A 16,081-nucleotide genomic window follows, 5' to 3' on the forward strand; every position below is an offset into this window, starting at 1 on the left:
CCCATGGACCGGAAACTGCAAATTCCCCACGCCCCGCAGGACGGTCCGCCCAAGGCAAGGCCGGCCGTTTCCCTCGCCGATATCGGTGTCGGCGTTGCGATCCTCGCGGCCTTCGCCGTCGTCGCCTTCAACGTGCACTCCAACATGCTCGCGGCCGGCATCCAGCCCGGCTTCGCCTTCCTCACCCAGCAGGCCGGTTTCGACCTCAGCGAAACACTCATCCCCTATGGGGCGAATGACAGCTACCTGCGCGCCATCTTGGCCGGACTTGCCAACACCATCGTCGTCGGCGTCGCAAGCCTCGTCATCGCATCGCTTGCCGGCCTGCTGCTCGGCCTTCTCAGCGTCAGCGCGTCGCCGGTCGCGCGCCTCTTCGCGCTCGCTTATGTCGAACTCTTCCGCAACCTGCCGAAGATCCTGGTCCTGCTGGTCATTTTCGTTGCCGCTGTGAACGGTCTGCCCGCCATCCGGCAGGCGCTGGTCCTTGGACCCTTCACGATCTCGAACCGGGCGATCTACCTGCCCTGGCTTTCGCAAGATCCGCGCAATTCGCTCTGGCTTTTCGCAAGCATCTTTCTCGCCTCAGTGCTCACCTGGCTGTGGGCACGCCATGCCGCCCGCCGCCAGGCCCTCACCGGCCGGCGCCTGCCCGTTCTGACGGTCGCACTGGCCCTATGCCTCGCCGTCCCGGCGGTGCTTGCCATCGTGCTCGGCGCGCCGCTCGGGCTTACCTGGCCGATACTTCAAGGGTTTTCGGTGGAAGGCGGCGTCGCCCTCTCCATCCAGTTCTGCACGGTGGCCGTCGCACTCGGTCTTTATCATGGCGCGCAGATCGCCGAGGTGCTGCGCGGCGGCATCGAGGCCATTTCTAAAGGCCAGATCGAAGCCGCAGCGGCGCTCGGCCTCAAGAGCGGCCAGACCACCCGTCTCGTCGTCGTGCCCCAGGTGCTGCGCACCGTCGTTCCACCGCTCAACAACCAGTTCGCCAATCTCCTGAAGAACACCTCGATCTCGATTGCCGTCGGCTATTCAGATCTCATGTCGGTCGCTGGCACCGCAATCAACCAGACCTTCCGGCCGCTCGAAACGATGCTGATCACCATGTCGATATACCTGCTGCTTTGCCTTGCGCTCACCGGCGTGCTGAACCATTGGAGCGCCCGTATTCGCGCCCGGGAAGGAAGGGGGGCGCGATGAGCGGAGCGACACAACCGATCGGCCCGAGCCGGTTTTCCGCCTGGCTGCTGAGGCAGGTTTCCCGACCGGGCGCAAGCCTCCTCTCCCTTGCAAGCGGCGGCCTCGTGCTCGCCATTCTTTGGGTTGTAGCCGACTGGCTCGTGCTGGCGGCCGTACCGCCCTTTGCCGATCCGGCCACCTGTGCCGAGGCTTCCGGCGCCTGCTGGCCCTTCTGGGTGGAGAAATCCCGCTTCATCCTGTTCGGCACCTATCCGTTCGACGAACAATGGCGGCCGATGCTCGCATCGCTGCTGCTTCTTGGCCTTTCCATCGCCACCGGCCAGATGGCTGTCAGCGGGCGCTGGCCGGACATGAGGCTCTTCGCGGGGCTCTGGCTGGCGGGCATGGCCGCGTCCTTCACGCTGATGGGCGGTGGCACCCTCGGTCTCGCTCCGGTCGATGCCTCCCGTTGGAACGGCCTGCCGATCCTCCTCATCCTTTCCACCATCGCGCTCGCCCTTGCCTTGCCGGTCGGCGTTCTGCTCGCGCTTGCCCGATACCAGACGCGCCATCGGCTGCTGCACCGCGCCGCGGGCGCCTATGTCGAGATCATGCGCGGCGTGCCGATGGTGACGCTGCTGTTCGTCGGGGTTTTCGTGCTGCCGCTGACGCTCCCCAAGGGCACGAGCATCGACCCGATCGTAGCGGTGCTGATCGCCCTCGTCTTCTTCCATGCCGCCTATTTCGCCGAGGATGTGCGAAGCGGCCTCATGGCTCTGCCGGCCGGCCAGCATGAGGCCGCCTCTTCGCTTGGTCTCGGTTTTTGGCCAACCGCCCGTCTCGTGCTTCTGCCGCAGGCCACCGAGCGGGCCATGCCCGCGCTCGTCAACAGCACCATCGGCGCCTACAAGGACACGTCGCTTGTCGTGATCCTCGGCCTGCACGATCTCAGCGCCACCGCGCGCATGGCTTTCAGCGACGTTGCCTGGGGCAACCAGGCACTCGAGGCCTATGTCTTCGTTGGCGTCTGGTTCCTCGTCTCCTGCTCCTACCTCTCCTGGATCGGCCGACGGCTTGCCAACAAGAACGTAAAAGCCCGGCGTCGGAGCGACTGACGGCCCGCAACGTCTGGGCGCTCAAGCACCGCGCACGCGCGATGCCTTTCAACGACGGTTTCGAAGATGGTTTGGTTTAGAGCCAACGGATCGAGCGGCGCATCCCTTTGCCGGCGGCGCGAAAGATCCATCCGGAACGGCAAGGGCAGAGCAGTCGAGCGGCAGCTACCAATTAGAGGACAAGTGGACTTGTCCTGTTCTCGATTAGGCGAACGAGGTTCAGTGCCGTCATCTCCGAGGATTTCGGATTGGTTGCAAGCGGACGGTTCTGGAGGCGGATTTCGAGCGTGCCGAAGGCGCCGCGGGCGACAATGCTGTGCGTATTTTCCACGGCCTTGGGATCGGCGACGAGCTGCACGCGCGTCTGTTCCATGCCGATGCCGGCAAGGGAGGTGGTCGCCGCCACATTGGCATTTTGCGGAAAGGCGGTGGCGGCTTCCGCGGCCGATCCTACGAAGAAGGCTTCCGCCTCCTGAAGGTCGCCAAGGCGACAGAGCGCCTCGGCCGGCGTCCCGAACCAAGCCCGCGCGGGCTTGGTGATGGTGTGCTCCACGCTGTCCAGACCCAGACGCGAGGCCGCCGAGAGAGCATCGATGCCGCCGAGCGCGCCCGGCGGAACGATGAGCTGGCAACCGTTCTGTCGGGCGAGTTCCACGAGTTCGTCGAGCACGGCAGAATCCACCAGGGCCGAGGTCGAGGACACAGCGAAATCGATGCCCGCTGCCAACGCCGCCCGGGCGAAGGGCTTGACGCTTTCGCGGCTCGCCGCCTCGACGACCAACGTCGCGCCGGTCGCCGCCAACGCTTCGGAACCGGCAACATGGACCGCCCCTTCCGGCATGGTCGCTGCGACTTCACCGGGATCGCGCACGGCGATCCCGACGATCCGGGCATTCGCGCCGCGCGCCTTGAGAAGTTCTGCCACCCGTTGACCGATGGCGCCCCAGCCTATGAGGCAGATGGCTTCGACTTTCGACATGACGGTCCTTTGCTGGTTTGCTGCCGGTTCAGAGCGTCACCCAGCCCTCGGGCGGGGTCTTGCCGGGGTGCACGGTCCCGCATTTCGGGCATGTGCGCAGCTTTTCGTCAGCATAGAAGGCCTGGTAGATCGGCGGCAGATCATCGACGATAGATTCGAGGTCTACCTCCGCGCGGTGCACCAGCTCCGTGCATTCGAAGCAGTACCATTCGACGGCATCGAGCAGGCCTTCAGGCCGCGTCGGCTCGATCACCAGACCGATCGATCCCTCCATCGGCCGCTGCGGCGAATGGCGCACATGCGGCGGCAGCAGGAAGATGTCGCCCTCCCGGATCGGCACATCGTAGAATTCCTTGCCGTCATAGAGCTTCAGCACCATGTCGCCCTTGAGCTGATAGAAGAACTCCTCGACGGGATCGTCGTGATAGTCGGTGCGTTTGTTGGGGCCGCCGACAATCGTCACCATGAGGTCGGCATCTTTCCAGATCTGCTGGTTGCCGACCGGCGGCTTCAAAAGGTGCTTGTGCTCGTCGATCCACTTTTGCAGATTGAACGCCTTGAGCTTCGTCATCGATATTCCTCCCTGTCCCGTTCAGCGCAGTTTCAGGCCGCATTCCTCGAAGGCGGCTCTGGTCAGTCTCTTTTCCTCATCCGTCAGTTCCAGCAGCGGCCGGCGGACGGCGCCACCCACCTGGCCAAGCAGTTCCTGCCAGTACTTCTGGTGCGCATGCGGCTTTTCCGCGGGCTTGGACTTGCGGAAGGCGTCACGCACCCCTTGCAGGCTCGCGCTGACGGCGCGGGCCTCCTCGGCCTTTCCGGCGAAGGCGAGTGCCGTGTACTCGGCCATGCGCCGGTCGGCCTTGGTCTGGAGCGTGTAGGGCGGCGACGAGCAGAGATAAAGCTGCCAGCCGAGCTCCAGCACGTTATCCAGCCATTCCTCTTCCGAAGCGGTCGAGACGAGAATGCGGTCCCCGGCAAGCGCCGTCAGCGCCTTGTACATCGCGCGCGGCACGGAATACTTGATCGCCACCACCGTCTCGATGTCGGCAAGCCGGTTGCACAGCTCCGGGCTCATCAGATAGCCGCTGTCGGGATGCGACCAGAGCGCCATGCCGATATCCACCTTGGAGGCGATGGTCTCATAGTAGCGCAGCAGCGTTTCATCCTGTTGCTTGAAGAAATGCAGGATCGGCGCATGCACGACGATGTAATCGGCGCCGCAGGCCTGCGCATGACGGGCAAGATCAATCACCACATCCATGTTCTGGTCGGAGCAGGACATGATCGTCTGCGCTCTACCGCCCGTCGCCTCCACGGAGAGATCGAACATGCGCTTACGCTCGTCGACCGACATGGAGAAGAACTCGCCCTGCTTGCCGGCAATGAAGAGGCCGTCGATACCGAGATCGGAAATCCAATGCTCGACATTGCGGCGGTAGCCCTCTTCGTCGATGGCGCCATCGGCCGTGAACGGCGTGTTCGCCGCCGCCCAGATGCCGCGCATCGTGGCGCGGGAATGGGCCTTTGCATCTTTACGCTGGTATTTCATGACGCTCCCTGTCGCATGTCGGTCCGGCGGCGCGTGAAGGCCGCTCCGGTCTTGGTTGTCGCCATTTAGCGCAGGAAATTTTTATTCATTAAGACGCATAGTCCGTATATATTCATGCTGAAATCAGTATGGATGACTCGATGCTCAATCTGCGCCAGATCAAGTGTTTTCAGGCCGTGGTCGAACTCGGCAATTTCTCCCGTGCCGCCGAGCGGCTGCACACCAGCCAGGCCGGCATCTCGCATGCCATCCGCGACCTCGAAGCGCTGCTCGGCGCCCGACTGTTCGACCGCACGACCCGGCGCGTCGAACTGACCGAAGCCGGACGTGTCTTTGCCGCCGGCGCCTTGCCCGGGCTTTCGGAAATCGAGCGTGCCGTCGATGCGGTGCGCGATCTCGGGCAGCTCAGGACCGGTCTTGTGCGCATCGCCGCACCGCCCTTTCTTGGCGCAACCGTCCTGCCGCGGCTGCTGCAGGAGGTCGCGTCGACCCACCCGAACCTGAAGCTCAGGATCGAGGATGTGGTGACCGATCTGATCGCCCCCAGAGTGCGCAGCGGCCTTTGCGATCTCGGTGTCGGCACCTTTGCCAGCGACGAAGACGGGCTCGAGATCCAACGCGTGCTGCGCGATCAGTTGATGGTTTTCGCGCCCGAAGGCCACGCTGTCTGCGCCAAGGCCGAAGTGGCATGGTCCGCGCTCGCCGACCAGCCGATCATCACGCTGACGCGCGAAAGCAACATCCGCCTTTTGACCGAGGTCGGCTTCGAGAGCGCCGGCGTGCCGCTGCGCCCTTCCCTGGAAGTCCACCAGATCAACACGGCCCTGTCGCTGGTCGAGCGCGAGGCTGGCCTTGCTATCCTCCCCACCTATGCCTTTACCGGTCTCAATGGCCGGAAGATTTCCGCGCGGCCATTGGTCGAGCCGTCGATCGCCCGTGACGTTGCCATCATCACCGCGCGTGAGCGCACACCGTCCCCCGCGACGCTAGCGGTCCGCACCATGCTGCGCAAAGTGCTGCGTGACATGATCCCGATCGTCGGCTGACGAAACGCCTGAGGCTGAAACCGTGCAACGACGGTTTCAGCCTCAGCTTGTCACAGGTGCAACTGTGCGAAGGTCGTTAGGCGACGCGCAGGGAAACGTTCTTCACCACGGTGTAGTGATGCAGGCCTTCCGCACCGCCCTCGCGGCCAAGGCCGCTTTCCTTGACGCCGCCGAAGGGCGTTTCGGCGACCGAGGCCTCCAAGGTGTTGATCGACAGGTTGCCGGCCTCGATGCCCTGCATGAGGCGATCCACATTGGCCGTCGAGTTCGTAAAACCGTAGGCCGCAAGACCAAAGGGAAGCGCGTTCGCCTTGGCCAGCGCCTCGTCCAACGAGGACACCGGATTGATCAACGCCAGCGGGCCGAAAGGCTCTTCGGAAAGCGCGCGGGCATCGTCGGGCAACTCGGCGATCGCGGTCGGTGCGAAGAAGTAGCCCTTGCCTTCCAGGCGCCCGCCACCGCACAGGATGCGCGCACCCTTTGCGCGCGCATCGTCCACGAGTTCCTGCAGGGCGGCGATGCGCCGGTCATTGGCAACCGGCCCCATCTGGGTCGATGCATCGAGGCCGTCGCCGACCTTGATCGACCGCGCCTTCTCCACGAAGGCTGCCGTGAAGCGCTCGTAGAGCGCCTCATGCACGAAGAAGCGTGTCGGCGAGGTGCAGACCTGGCCGGAGTTGCGGTACTTTCGCGTGGCGCAGGCGACACCGGCCGCAACGGGATCGGCATCCTCGCAGACGATGACCGGCGCATGACCGCCAAGCTCCATCAACGCCGGCTTCATGACCTGTGACGCGAGCGTCGTCAGGTGCTTGCCGACGGCGGTCGATCCCGTGAAAGCGACCATGCGGATCCTGTCCTGCGGGATAAGATATTCCGAGATCTCGGCGGGATGTCCGAAGACGAGGTTGAGCACGCCCGCCGGCAAACCGGCATCGTGGAACGCCCGGGCGATGTGCACGACGCCCGTCGGTGTCTCTTCGGACGCCTTCATGATGATCGAACAGCCAGCGGCAAGCGCCCCGCCGATCTTGCGGGCGGGCTGGCTCATCGGGAAGTTCCAGGGCGAAAAGGCCGCGACCGGGCCGATCGGTTCATTGAGCACGATGTAGCGAATGCCCGGCGCGCTCGGGATGACCCGGCCGTAGAGGCGCACGCATTCGCCGGCGTCCCATTCGAAGAACTCGCAACCGCGAATGACCTCGGACCGTGCCTCGGAAAGCGGCTTGCCGTTTTCGAGCGTGATCGAGCGGGCGATCTCTTCGGAACGGTCGCGAAGCAGCTGGGCGGCCTTCAGAATGATTGCCGCCCGGGCAGCCGGCGATGTCCGGCTCCAGAGCTGAAAGCCTTGCCAGGCGGCGTCCGTCGCATCGGCGAGATCCGTCTCGCGGGCGACCGCTACCTTGCCGATGACATCCTCATTGGCGGGGTTGATGACGGCGAGCGTCTCGGAGGTCGCCCTCCACTTGCCGCCGATATAGAGCTGAGCATGCGTATCCTGAGCCATGAGATTGCCTTTTCGCCATTCCTTCAGAGGCTGCGCCTTCCTGTCCGGTAATGGATGCAATCAGCGGTCTAATATAACAATCCACATAGGTTGAATGAATTGATATCGAGATGTGATAAGTCTCGAGACAGCTCCAAACGCAAAAAGCGCCTTCCCGGCAGGGAAAGCGCTTTTCCATTTTTCTAAGCGATAGCGATCAGGTCACGGCACTACGGACAGCGAAGCGGGCATCGCGCCAGGCACCCGTCGCCATCACGTCATGCAGCACGTCCACGGCGTTCCACACATCCTTAAAACTCGTATAGAGCGGCGTGAAACCGAAACGGATGGTGGCCGGGGCGCGGAAATCGCCGATGACGCTGCGCTCGATCAGAGCCTGCATGATTTCATAGGCCCCCTCGTGCTCGAAGGAGACCTGGCTGCCGCGCACCGTGACGTCCGTTGGGCCCACCAGTTTCAAGCCAAACGCGCCGCAACGCGCTTCGACGAGCTTGATGAAGAGGCCGGTGAGCGCGACGCTCTTCCGGCGGATAGCCGTCATATCCACCTCGTCCCAGAGATCGAGTGCTGCCGACAGCGTGCGCAGCGACAGGATCGGCTGGGTACCGGAGAGGAAGCGCAGGATACCCGCGCCGCCATCATAGTTACGCTCAAAGGCGAACGGACGGGCATGCCCCCACCAGCCGCTAAGCGGCTGGCTGGCCTTTTCCTGATGGCGCCTGGCCACGTAGATGAAGGCCGGCGCGCCGGGGCCGCCATTGAGGTACTTGTAGGTGCAGCCGACCGCGAAATCGACGTTACAACGGTCGAGCTCCACCGGCAGCGCACCGGCCGAATGGCAGAGATCCCAGACCACCAGCGCGCCCGCCTCGTGCGCGCGCTTCGTAAGGGCCGCCATGTCGCGCAGCGCGCCGGTCTTGTAGTTGACGTGATTGACGAGCACCACGGCGACGCTCTCGTCGATCAGGTCTTCGATCCGCGGGCCATCGACGCCCTCGAGCCTGAGGACGGTGCCGGGCCGCGTCGCAATCACGCCTTCGGCCATGTAGAGATCGGTCGGGAAGCTTTCGCTTTCTGCGACGATGACCTTGCGGTCTGCGTTAAGGCCGAGCGCTGCGTGCAGCGCCTTATAGACATTGGCAGACGTATGGTCGGTCACAGCCGTCTGGCCGGGGGCCGCGCCGATGAGGCGGCCGACACGGTCGCCGAGCGTCAGCGGCAGGGCGAACCAGCCAGCCGTGTTCCAGCTTCGGATGAGGTCGCGGCCCCATTCGAGTTTCGCGGCTTTCTCGATCTCGGCATAGGAGGCAAAGAGCGCCGCGCCGAGCGAATTGCCGTCGAGATAGGTGACGCCTTCAGGCAGGTCGAAGCGCTTCTTGAAGCCCGCGAGCGGATCGTCGCGGTCCAGCGCCTCGACGGCATGGATATCGATGTTCATGGAGCAATCCTTCTATTCACGGACGGTTTCGCGGGCCGGCATGGGGCCGCGGGCGCGCTTGAGGGTCGGCAGCGCCAGCATGGCGAGCACGAAGAGACCGGTGGCAAGTTTCAGGTCGGTCGGCGGCATGCCGGCGGCAAGGCAGAGCGAAACAAGCTGGTAGTAGACGATGGCGCCGACGAAGGGTGCCGCAAGCTGGCGCCGGATCGTCTGCTTGCCGACGATGGCTTCGCCGATCATCAGCGCCGCAAGGCCGTTGATCAGGGTGCCGATGCCCATGTTGACGTCGGCAAATCCCTGCGACTGCACCATCAGGGCGCCGCTGGTGGCCGAGAAGGCGCCGGCAAGGCCGACCCCACCGATGGTGGCGGCCCAGATGCTGATGCCTTGCGCTTCCGCCATATCCGGATTGGAGCCGACGGCGCGCATGGCCGTGCCGCGTTCGGTGCGGAAATAGAGGTTCAGCAGGCAATAGACGGCGATACCGAGCAGACCCGCGACGACGATCTTGCTGACCGGGAAACCCGGTTCGACAAAGGGTACGCCATCGAAAATGGTCGGCGTGCCGTAGACCGAGAGGTTGGACTTGCCCATCAGCCGCAGATTGATCGAGTAAAGCATCGTCATCATCAGGATGCCGGCAAGCAGCGTATGAATGCGGAAACGCAGATGCACGAAGGCCGTGCAGCTACCCGCCAGGAAACCGGCGGCCATCGCCACCAGGATGGCCAGCCAGCCCGGCGCGCCGCCCGCCAGCGACAACGCGCAGACACAGCCCCCGAGGGGGAACGCGCCTTCGCTCGTCAGGTCCGGGAAGTTCAGCGTTCGGAACGGCAACATGATGCCGAGAACGATGAAGGAAAGGATGAGGCTCTGCGCCAGCGTGACCGGAACGAGCGTGATGAAGTTCGAGAATATGGTTGAAACTGTTTCCATGTCCGTCTCAGCTTGCCAGCAGCATGCGATCGGTCTTCATGCCGAAGTGACCGATGAGTTTCGGGATCGTGACGTCGGCCTTTTCCGCGCCGGTGATTTCGAGCCGGATCTGGCCGGCATCGAGCATCACCACGCTGTGGCCGAAATCGACGGCGTGCTGCATGTTGTGCGTCACCATCAGCGTGGTGAGATTGAAGGCTTCGACCGCGCGCACCGTCGCCTGCATGACGATGTCTGCAGTGCGGGGATCAAGGGCGGCCGTATGCTCGTCGAGCAGCAACAGGTCCGGCTGGTCGCACGTCGCCATGATCAGCGAAAGCGACTGCCGCTGGCCGCCCGAAAGCAGTTCGACGCGCGTATCCAACCGGTTTTCGAGCCCGAGGTTCAGCGCTGCCAGGCGTTCGCGGTAGCTCGCAAGCCGCCTGGCGTTGAGCCCGCGGCTGAGGCCGAGCTTCTTGCCACGCAATTCGGCGAGCAGCATGTTCTCCGCGACCGTCATCGAAGCGGCGGTGCCCTTCATCGGATCCTGGAAGACCCGGGCGACCCGTGTTGCGCGCTTGTGCACCGGCAGCGCCGTGACATCGTCGCCGTTGATGAGGATCTTGCCGCTGTCGAGCATGAGTGCGCCGGATATGGCGTTCAGCATGCTGCTCTTGCCGGCGCCGTTCGATCCGATGACGATGGCGAAGTTGCCGGTCGGAAGCGTCAGGCTGAGATCGTTGAGGGCGATCTTCTCATCGGGCTGTCCCTTGTAGAAGACCTTTCGTGCAGATCGGATTTCGAGCATCCGTTCCTCCTCTGAGCAATTCCGTAGAGGCCGCCTCCGCAGCCTTCTTCCGGAATTCATGTAAATACGAATGGACAGGGCGCGCTCGGCGCGCTCGTGGACGGCGGCGTCGTGGCCGCCGCCCGTTGCAGGCGTCGGATTACTCGACGATGCAGTTGCAATCGGCGAGCGAAGCCGGGATCTCGACGCCGAAGGCGGCCATGGCCTTCTTCGAGATCAGCGCCTGGTGATCCTCGTAGGCGGGAAACACCGGGGCGATGGACTTCGGGTCCTTGCCCTTCAGGACTTCGGCGGCGATCTTGCCGGCGTTCTTTCCGACCTGTTCGTAGTTGACGGCGAAGCTTGCCGGCACGAAGCCTTCCCGAACGGCCGTATCGACGGCATTGACAACGGGAATGCCGGACTGGCGCGCAGCCGATGCAACCGCCGCGATCGCCGGCTGGATCATGTTGGACGTCGGGCCGTAGATGACGTCCACCTTGCCGGAGAGCGAGGTAATGCGCTGCTGGATGTCGTTGAGGTTGTCGACGCCGACTTCGACGACTTCGAAACCCTGTTCCGGAGCGATCTTGCGCACGCTTTCGAGCAGCGCGACATCATTGGCTTCGCCAGGGTTATAGGGAAGGCCGAGGCGCTTGGCGTTCGGCAGCAGCTTCTTGGTGAAAGCGAGCACCGCTGCCATATCCTGGCTGTCGGTCGCCCCAGTGATGCCGTCATCACCGCTTTCGCGGGAGGGCACGAGCTTGGCGGCGACCGGATCGGTCACGGCGGTAAAGATCACCGGGATGCCCGAACCTGCCAGCGCCTTCTTGGCAATCTGCGAGACCGGCGTGGTGACGGTGTAGACGAGCTTCGGCTGTTCGGCCTGCAGCTTCGCGATCATCTGCGGCACGAGCGACGCGTCGAAATTGGTGTGGCTCTCGGTGTAGACGACGTCCTTGCCCTCGACGAAGCCGTTTTCCGCAAGCGCCGCCTTGAAACCGGCGATAGCGGCATTGAGCGGGGGGTGTTCGCCGAAATTGGCGATGCCGATGCGGATCGGATCGGCGGCGGCCGAGCCGATGCCGGCAAGGACGATGCCGGCTGCCATCAGACCTGTCATGAGTTTCGATTTTGTCGTGGCCATCTTGTTCCTCCTCTGGCTGTCGCAGTTGACAGTATGAGCGATGAGGAAGCGCAGCCCCACGGCAAAGTCAACGATATAGTATACAATTATAGCAATTGGCGATTATCATATATTATTCTCGCATATATAATGACCGTACATTCGTGCGGCGATTTTTGGAGGTGCCTTTGGTCGACGAGCAGGAAAACAGCACGAAAACGGAGATCGCCTACAGGATCTTGCGGACGGAGATCCTCATGGCCCGCCTGCAACCGGAGGCGCCGTTGCGGCCCGATCTTCTGAGCAAGGCCTACGATATCGGGCGGACGCCGCTGCGCGAGGCCCTGTCGCGGTTGGAGGCGGAGCGGCTGGTGGTGGCGATCTCCAATCGCGGCTTCACCGTCGCACCCGTGTCGCGCAAAGGACTGGAGGATCTGACGAAGGCGCGCGCGGTCGTCGAAATCCCCCTGTTGCTCGAAGCCATGGAGCGCGGCGGCGCGGAGTGGGAATCGGCAATCGTCACGGCGCACTACCGACTGTCGCGCTGCAAGACGGTCGTCGAGGATTCTTCCGACCTTGCCGTCGACACCTGGATGGAACGGCACGAGGCGTTTCACGCCGCGCTGCTCAGCGCGGCGCAATCGAGTTGGCTGATGCACTTTCGCTCGACCATCTCCGACCAGCTCCAGCGCCACTACCGGTTCCTTGCCTTTGCCCCCGTCCTGCGCGCGGAACACGGAGAGACGGCCGGCTACGCGGAGGCCATGGCCGCGCTGCACAAGGCGCAGTCGATCGGTCCGCACACCGAGCTGATGGAGGCCGTACTCGACCGCAACGCCGAACGCGCCCGCCTCCTGATGGACGAGCATTTCGGTTATCCGCTCGAGGTCTACGCCGTCGAAGAAGGGGAAGCGGTGTCATCAGCATCCCGCAAAGCATCCACACGCCCGGGAACTCATAAGAAATCCGCATGAATTAATGCTGATTAAGGCGATTGTTATAGGGAAAGCGACCCTGTTTCATGGCGCCTAGCAAACGGGAGCGGCGTGATTTGCGCGGGCATGAGGAGGCCTGCGCGATCAACTGACACGACGAGAGAATTCGGAAAGCGACACAAGGGGGCGTCGCCGTCGCGCCGTCGTTTGCTTGCGCCGCTGCCTGGCTTGGACGCGGCCATTCACCGATATTCCAGGAGGAGACCGACATGCCGAAACGGCTGATCATCACATGCTCGATTTTATGTCTGGCAGCGGGCGCGACCTTTGCGGCCGGCTGGGAAAAGGAAGTGCCGACCGAGATCAACATCCAGGATCCGCACCTCAAGCGCTGGTCGGAACTGACCTATGACAAGCAGCCGCCGGCGCTGGTTCCGGGCAAGGACTACGGCATGGATCCGGCCACGGGCACGTTCAAGGCTCCGCGTGCCACCGCACTTGGCGCATCGCCCAATTTTCCCGGTCAGCTCACCCATTGGGACGACAAGACCTACAAGAGCAATGTCGAGGAAATCGCCTTCTACCCCCACATCACCTCGCCATGGCACGCCTGGCCCGATGTCGCGGATTTCGACGGCAAGCGCTACATGTACCTGCACGACCGCGACTACATGCGCGTGCTCGATATCACCGACCCGACCAAGGCCAAGGTCGTCTATTCGAAGGGCGGCGTCTGGGGACCGGAAGGTTCGAGCGAAGACTGGGACGCCAAGACCGTACAGGACTATTTCGGCGGCATGACGATTGCCTGGAGCGAGAAGCTCCAGAAGAACGTCGTCGTCGCCTCCTACGAGATCGGCCGCTTCGGCATCCTCGACAACAAGCGCACCCAGCCCGACATCGTCGAAACGCTGCGCCACTACAATTCGCTCAAGGGCTTCAAGGTCTATGAGATGAACGGCCCGCTGCCGGGCGACTGGAAGCTGATTGCGACCCGCACGACGGACATCAAGAACCCCGACGCACCCATCGGCAAGCAGCAGGGCTCCGGCTCGCTCGATGCGCCGGCCTGGTTCGGCGGCAAGTACATGTATCTCTCGTCGGCGCCCGACGACAGCTACGCATTGACCGAATACCCCGATTACCTGCATTCGCCCGGCTACCAGGCCTGGGACATGACGGACCCGGCCAATCCGGTCTTCGTCAGCCAGGTCACGGTTCCCGGCCAAATCGCCGGCGACAAGGCAAGCGAGGACGCGTACCTCATGAACCCGCGGGCCGGCAACCGCACCTCCTGGATGGGTTCGCGCATGCCGCTGTTCCTGCCGAAGCCGGTGGAAAAAGGCGGCAAGATCGGCTTCGGCGCCATGGGCGGCCTCGGCTTCTACACCTTCGACCTCAGCAATCCCGGCACCCCGGAAATGATGGGGCACTTAAGCATCCCGCCGAGCTTTGCCGGCACCGAGTTCGACAATGCCGATACCAGCCAATACGAGCGCACCGGCTATGTCTTTGCCAACGGCTATCCGATGAACTCCAACTGCTACGAGCCCTACAAGGACGTGCTGGTCATCGACGCCAAGGATCCGAAGGACCCGAAGGTGGTCGCCACCTTCCCGCGCCCGACCCCGCCGGCAGAGGCCGAGTTCACCGACTATTGCCAGCGGCGCGGCAGCTTCGGCCCGAAGCGCTCCGGCACGACCCACCAGCCGGGATACAGCCGGCAGGGCATCCTGCCCTATGCCTTCTATAATGCCGGCCTGCAGATCTTCGACGTCAACGACCCGAAGGATCCGAAGATCGCCGGCTACTACGTGCCGCGCTTCCCCAAGCCAGAGGAAATGCCCGAATACACCTATGAGAACGCCAGCTTCGCGGTCTTTACCGAATATGACCGCAACATCATCTGGCTGATCAGCATCGACGGCATCCGCGCCCTCAAGACGCCGCTTCTCGGCGAACCGAAGACCGGCCTTTCCGGCGAGGTCTGGCCGCCGCGCGGGTAACGCGCACCGGGCCGGCATCGCAACCGATACCGGCCCTTTCTCTCCTTTTCACACAATCCCAGTCAGCACCCGCTTGTCCCGCATGCCGTGGACGGAGCCGGCGAAGCTTTTTCGATTTTTACAAGAACACCGAGGGGACCAACTCGACATGAACAGGCAAACAATCGCGACGTCACCACTCTTCTTGAAAGGTGCCGTAGTGGCGCTCTGCACGATGGCCGGCCTGCAACCGGCAAAGGCTGCCGATGCGGAACCCGTCGAATATGTCCGGGTCTGCGATGCCTATGGCAACGGCTTCTTCTATGTGCCGGGTACCGAGACCTGCCTGAAGATCAGCGGCTATCTGCGCCACGAGGTGGCGGCGGGCGACGATGTCTACTGGGGCGGCTCGCTCGACGGCCTGCCGGGCAAGGCGCGCGCCACGATGCGCTTCGACGCCCGCAACGAAACGGAATTCGGAACGCTGCGCTCCTATCTGGAGACGCGTTTCGAGCACAAGGCATCGGGCGAGCGCATCTACATTTCAGAAGCCGTCATCGAGCTTGCCGGCTTTTCGGTCGGTATCGCCGATTCCCTCTTTGCCAACTGGACCTGGGGTGCGGGCAACGTCATCTATGACGACGTCATCTACTACTCGGGCGACCGCACGATGCAGGCAAGCTACACCCACGACTTCGGGAACGGCTTTTCCGCCATGGTCGGCGCCGAGGAAGGCAACGGCTCGTGGGAACTGGAGACGGTCGACGGATCGGGCGTGGCACGCCGTGAGTGGTTCGATCTTCGGGCCGACAGCGTGCCGCATTTGCTTGGCGGCGTGAAATATGAGCAGGACCGGATGACGCTGTTCGGCATGGCGGCCTATGACACCCGCTACGACGCCTGGGCCTTCAAGGCGCGCGTCAATCTCGACGTCACCGACGCGCTCTCCCTGTTCGTCATGGGCGCCTACCAATCCGACCCGAGCCGGCCGAACTATTATGGAAGCTGGTATGGCGACTGGGCGATGTGGGGCGGCTTTTCCGCAAAGGTCAGCGAGAAGGCAACCATCAACAGCCAGATCGACTTCGAGGAGGACGGCACCTGGAACGCGGCCCTCAACGTCGCCTACGAGGTCGTGCCGGGCTTCAAGATCACGCCGGAACTCGACTACACGGCCTTCCGCGGGTTTCGCGGACACGAAGACGCTTTCGGCGGCGTCGTGCGCTTCCAGAGGAACTTCTAAGCGTCGCGCGAAGACCGGCCAACAGGGTCGCGTGTTCAACTTGAGGAGCCGGCGACATCGAGGCCGGCTCCGCAGGCGATGCTTGTCGGCTCGATGAGCCCCTACGTCTGGACCATCGACGGCGCCGTCTGAGGCAAGCATCGCCCTACCGTGGCAAAGCACGGGCAGCGCGTGGAACTGACCTTCCTCGACATGTCAATGATGGGCTATCCGATGCACCTGCAGGGGCATACATTCCAGGTCGGCGGGATGACGATCGCGCCTCTCACGCTCTAACGGA

15 protein-coding genes are annotated in these 16,081 nt (G+C 63.4%); 7 read left to right on the forward strand and 8 right to left on the reverse strand.

The features are described from left to right. Positions 1-3: 3 nt before the first annotated feature. Positions 4-1,197 carry an ABC transporter permease subunit gene (locus tag OKW20_RS20900; protein ID WP_429174838.1) on the forward strand — a complete coding sequence of 398 codons (1,194 nt, stop codon included), beginning with the start codon at positions 4-6 and terminating at the stop codon, positions 1,195-1,197. Then, positions 1,194-2,291 carry an amino acid ABC transporter permease gene (locus OKW20_RS20905; RefSeq protein WP_429174840.1) on the forward strand — a complete coding sequence of 366 codons (1,098 nt, stop codon included), beginning with the start codon at positions 1,194-1,196 and terminating at the stop codon, positions 2,289-2,291. Before OKW20_RS20900 ends, OKW20_RS20905 begins: the two co-directional genes overlap by 4 nt. 172 nt (positions 2,292-2,463) lie before the next feature. On the opposite strand, the gene OKW20_RS20910 is transcribed toward OKW20_RS20905, so the two are convergent. The 3 genes from OKW20_RS20910 to OKW20_RS20920 are packed head-to-tail and all read right to left on the reverse strand — an operon-like array spanning position 2,464 to position 4,819. Beyond that, positions 2,464-3,270: an aspartate dehydrogenase gene (locus OKW20_RS20910; RefSeq protein ID WP_429174842.1), complete on the reverse strand. Its 807-nt coding sequence runs from the start codon at positions 3,268-3,270 to the stop codon at positions 2,464-2,466. 28 nt (positions 3,271-3,298) lie between these two features. After that, positions 3,299-3,841, reverse strand: a complete 543-nt coding sequence (locus OKW20_RS20915; RefSeq protein WP_060530138.1) for a 3-hydroxyanthranilate 3,4-dioxygenase — start codon at positions 3,839-3,841, stop codon at positions 3,299-3,301. 21 nt (positions 3,842-3,862) lie between these two features. Then, positions 3,863-4,819: a dihydrodipicolinate synthase family protein gene (locus OKW20_RS20920; RefSeq protein ID WP_043621840.1), complete on the reverse strand. Its 957-nt coding sequence runs from the start codon at positions 4,817-4,819 to the stop codon at positions 3,863-3,865. Between the two features lie 140 nt (positions 4,820-4,959). Here OKW20_RS20920 and OKW20_RS20925 point away from each other — a divergent pair, with 140 nt between their 5' ends. Then, positions 4,960-5,865, forward strand: coding sequence for a LysR family transcriptional regulator (locus OKW20_RS20925; RefSeq protein ID WP_043621962.1), 906 nt, complete (start codon positions 4,960-4,962; stop codon positions 5,863-5,865). Between the two features lie 76 nt (positions 5,866-5,941). Here the strand turns inward: OKW20_RS20925 and OKW20_RS20930 are convergent, their stop codons facing one another. From OKW20_RS20930 to OKW20_RS20950, 5 genes are all read right to left on the reverse strand, one after another. Beyond that, positions 5,942-7,372, reverse strand: coding sequence for an NAD-dependent succinate-semialdehyde dehydrogenase (locus OKW20_RS20930; RefSeq protein WP_429174843.1), 1,431 nt, complete (start codon positions 7,370-7,372; stop codon positions 5,942-5,944). Positions 7,373-7,568: 196 nt separating this feature from the next. Further along, the gene (gene kynU / locus OKW20_RS20935; RefSeq protein ID WP_429174845.1) at positions 7,569-8,810 is read right to left on the reverse strand and encodes a kynureninase; all 1,242 of its coding nucleotides are present in this window, start codon (positions 8,808-8,810) and stop codon (positions 7,569-7,571) included. Between the two features lie 12 nt (positions 8,811-8,822). Then, positions 8,823-9,746 carry an ABC transporter permease gene (locus tag OKW20_RS20940; protein ID WP_429174846.1) on the reverse strand — a complete coding sequence of 308 codons (924 nt, stop codon included), beginning with the start codon at positions 9,744-9,746 and terminating at the stop codon, positions 8,823-8,825. Between the two features lie 7 nt (positions 9,747-9,753). Further along, on the reverse strand, positions 9,754-10,533 hold the full coding sequence (locus OKW20_RS20945; protein ID WP_402324389.1) for an ABC transporter ATP-binding protein: 780 nt from the start codon (positions 10,531-10,533) through the stop codon (positions 9,754-9,756). A gap of 139 nt (positions 10,534-10,672) precedes the next feature. Further along, complete coding sequence (locus tag OKW20_RS20950; RefSeq protein WP_402324387.1) at positions 10,673-11,659, reverse strand: ABC transporter substrate-binding protein; 987 nt, start codon at positions 11,657-11,659, stop codon at positions 10,673-10,675. A 167-nt stretch (positions 11,660-11,826) separates the two neighbouring features. Here OKW20_RS20950 and OKW20_RS20955 point away from each other — a divergent pair, with 167 nt between their 5' ends. The 4 genes from OKW20_RS20955 to OKW20_RS20970 all read left to right on the forward strand — a co-directional run bounded on the left by OKW20_RS20955 (position 11,827) and on the right by OKW20_RS20970 (position 16,077). Continuing rightward, on the forward strand, positions 11,827-12,612 hold the full coding sequence (locus OKW20_RS20955) for a GntR family transcriptional regulator (RefSeq protein ID WP_429174848.1): 786 nt from the start codon (positions 11,827-11,829) through the stop codon (positions 12,610-12,612). Between the two features lie 230 nt (positions 12,613-12,842). Continuing rightward, positions 12,843-14,579, forward strand: a complete 1,737-nt coding sequence (locus OKW20_RS20960; RefSeq protein ID WP_429174849.1) for a hypothetical protein — start codon at positions 12,843-12,845, stop codon at positions 14,577-14,579. A gap of 148 nt (positions 14,580-14,727) precedes the next feature. Next, entirely contained in the window at positions 14,728-15,801 is a 1,074-nt protein-coding gene (locus OKW20_RS20965; protein ID WP_429174850.1) for a porin, read from the forward strand. A gap of 150 nt (positions 15,802-15,951) precedes the next feature. Further along, positions 15,952-16,077 carry a multicopper oxidase domain-containing protein gene (locus OKW20_RS20970; RefSeq protein WP_429174851.1) on the forward strand — a complete coding sequence of 42 codons (126 nt, stop codon included), beginning with the start codon at positions 15,952-15,954 and terminating at the stop codon, positions 16,075-16,077. The last annotated feature ends 4 nt before the right edge of the window (positions 16,078-16,081 follow it).

This window comes from Ensifer sp. LBL (assembly GCF_050435225.1).
Lineage (GTDB): Bacteria > Pseudomonadota > Alphaproteobacteria > Rhizobiales > Rhizobiaceae > Ensifer.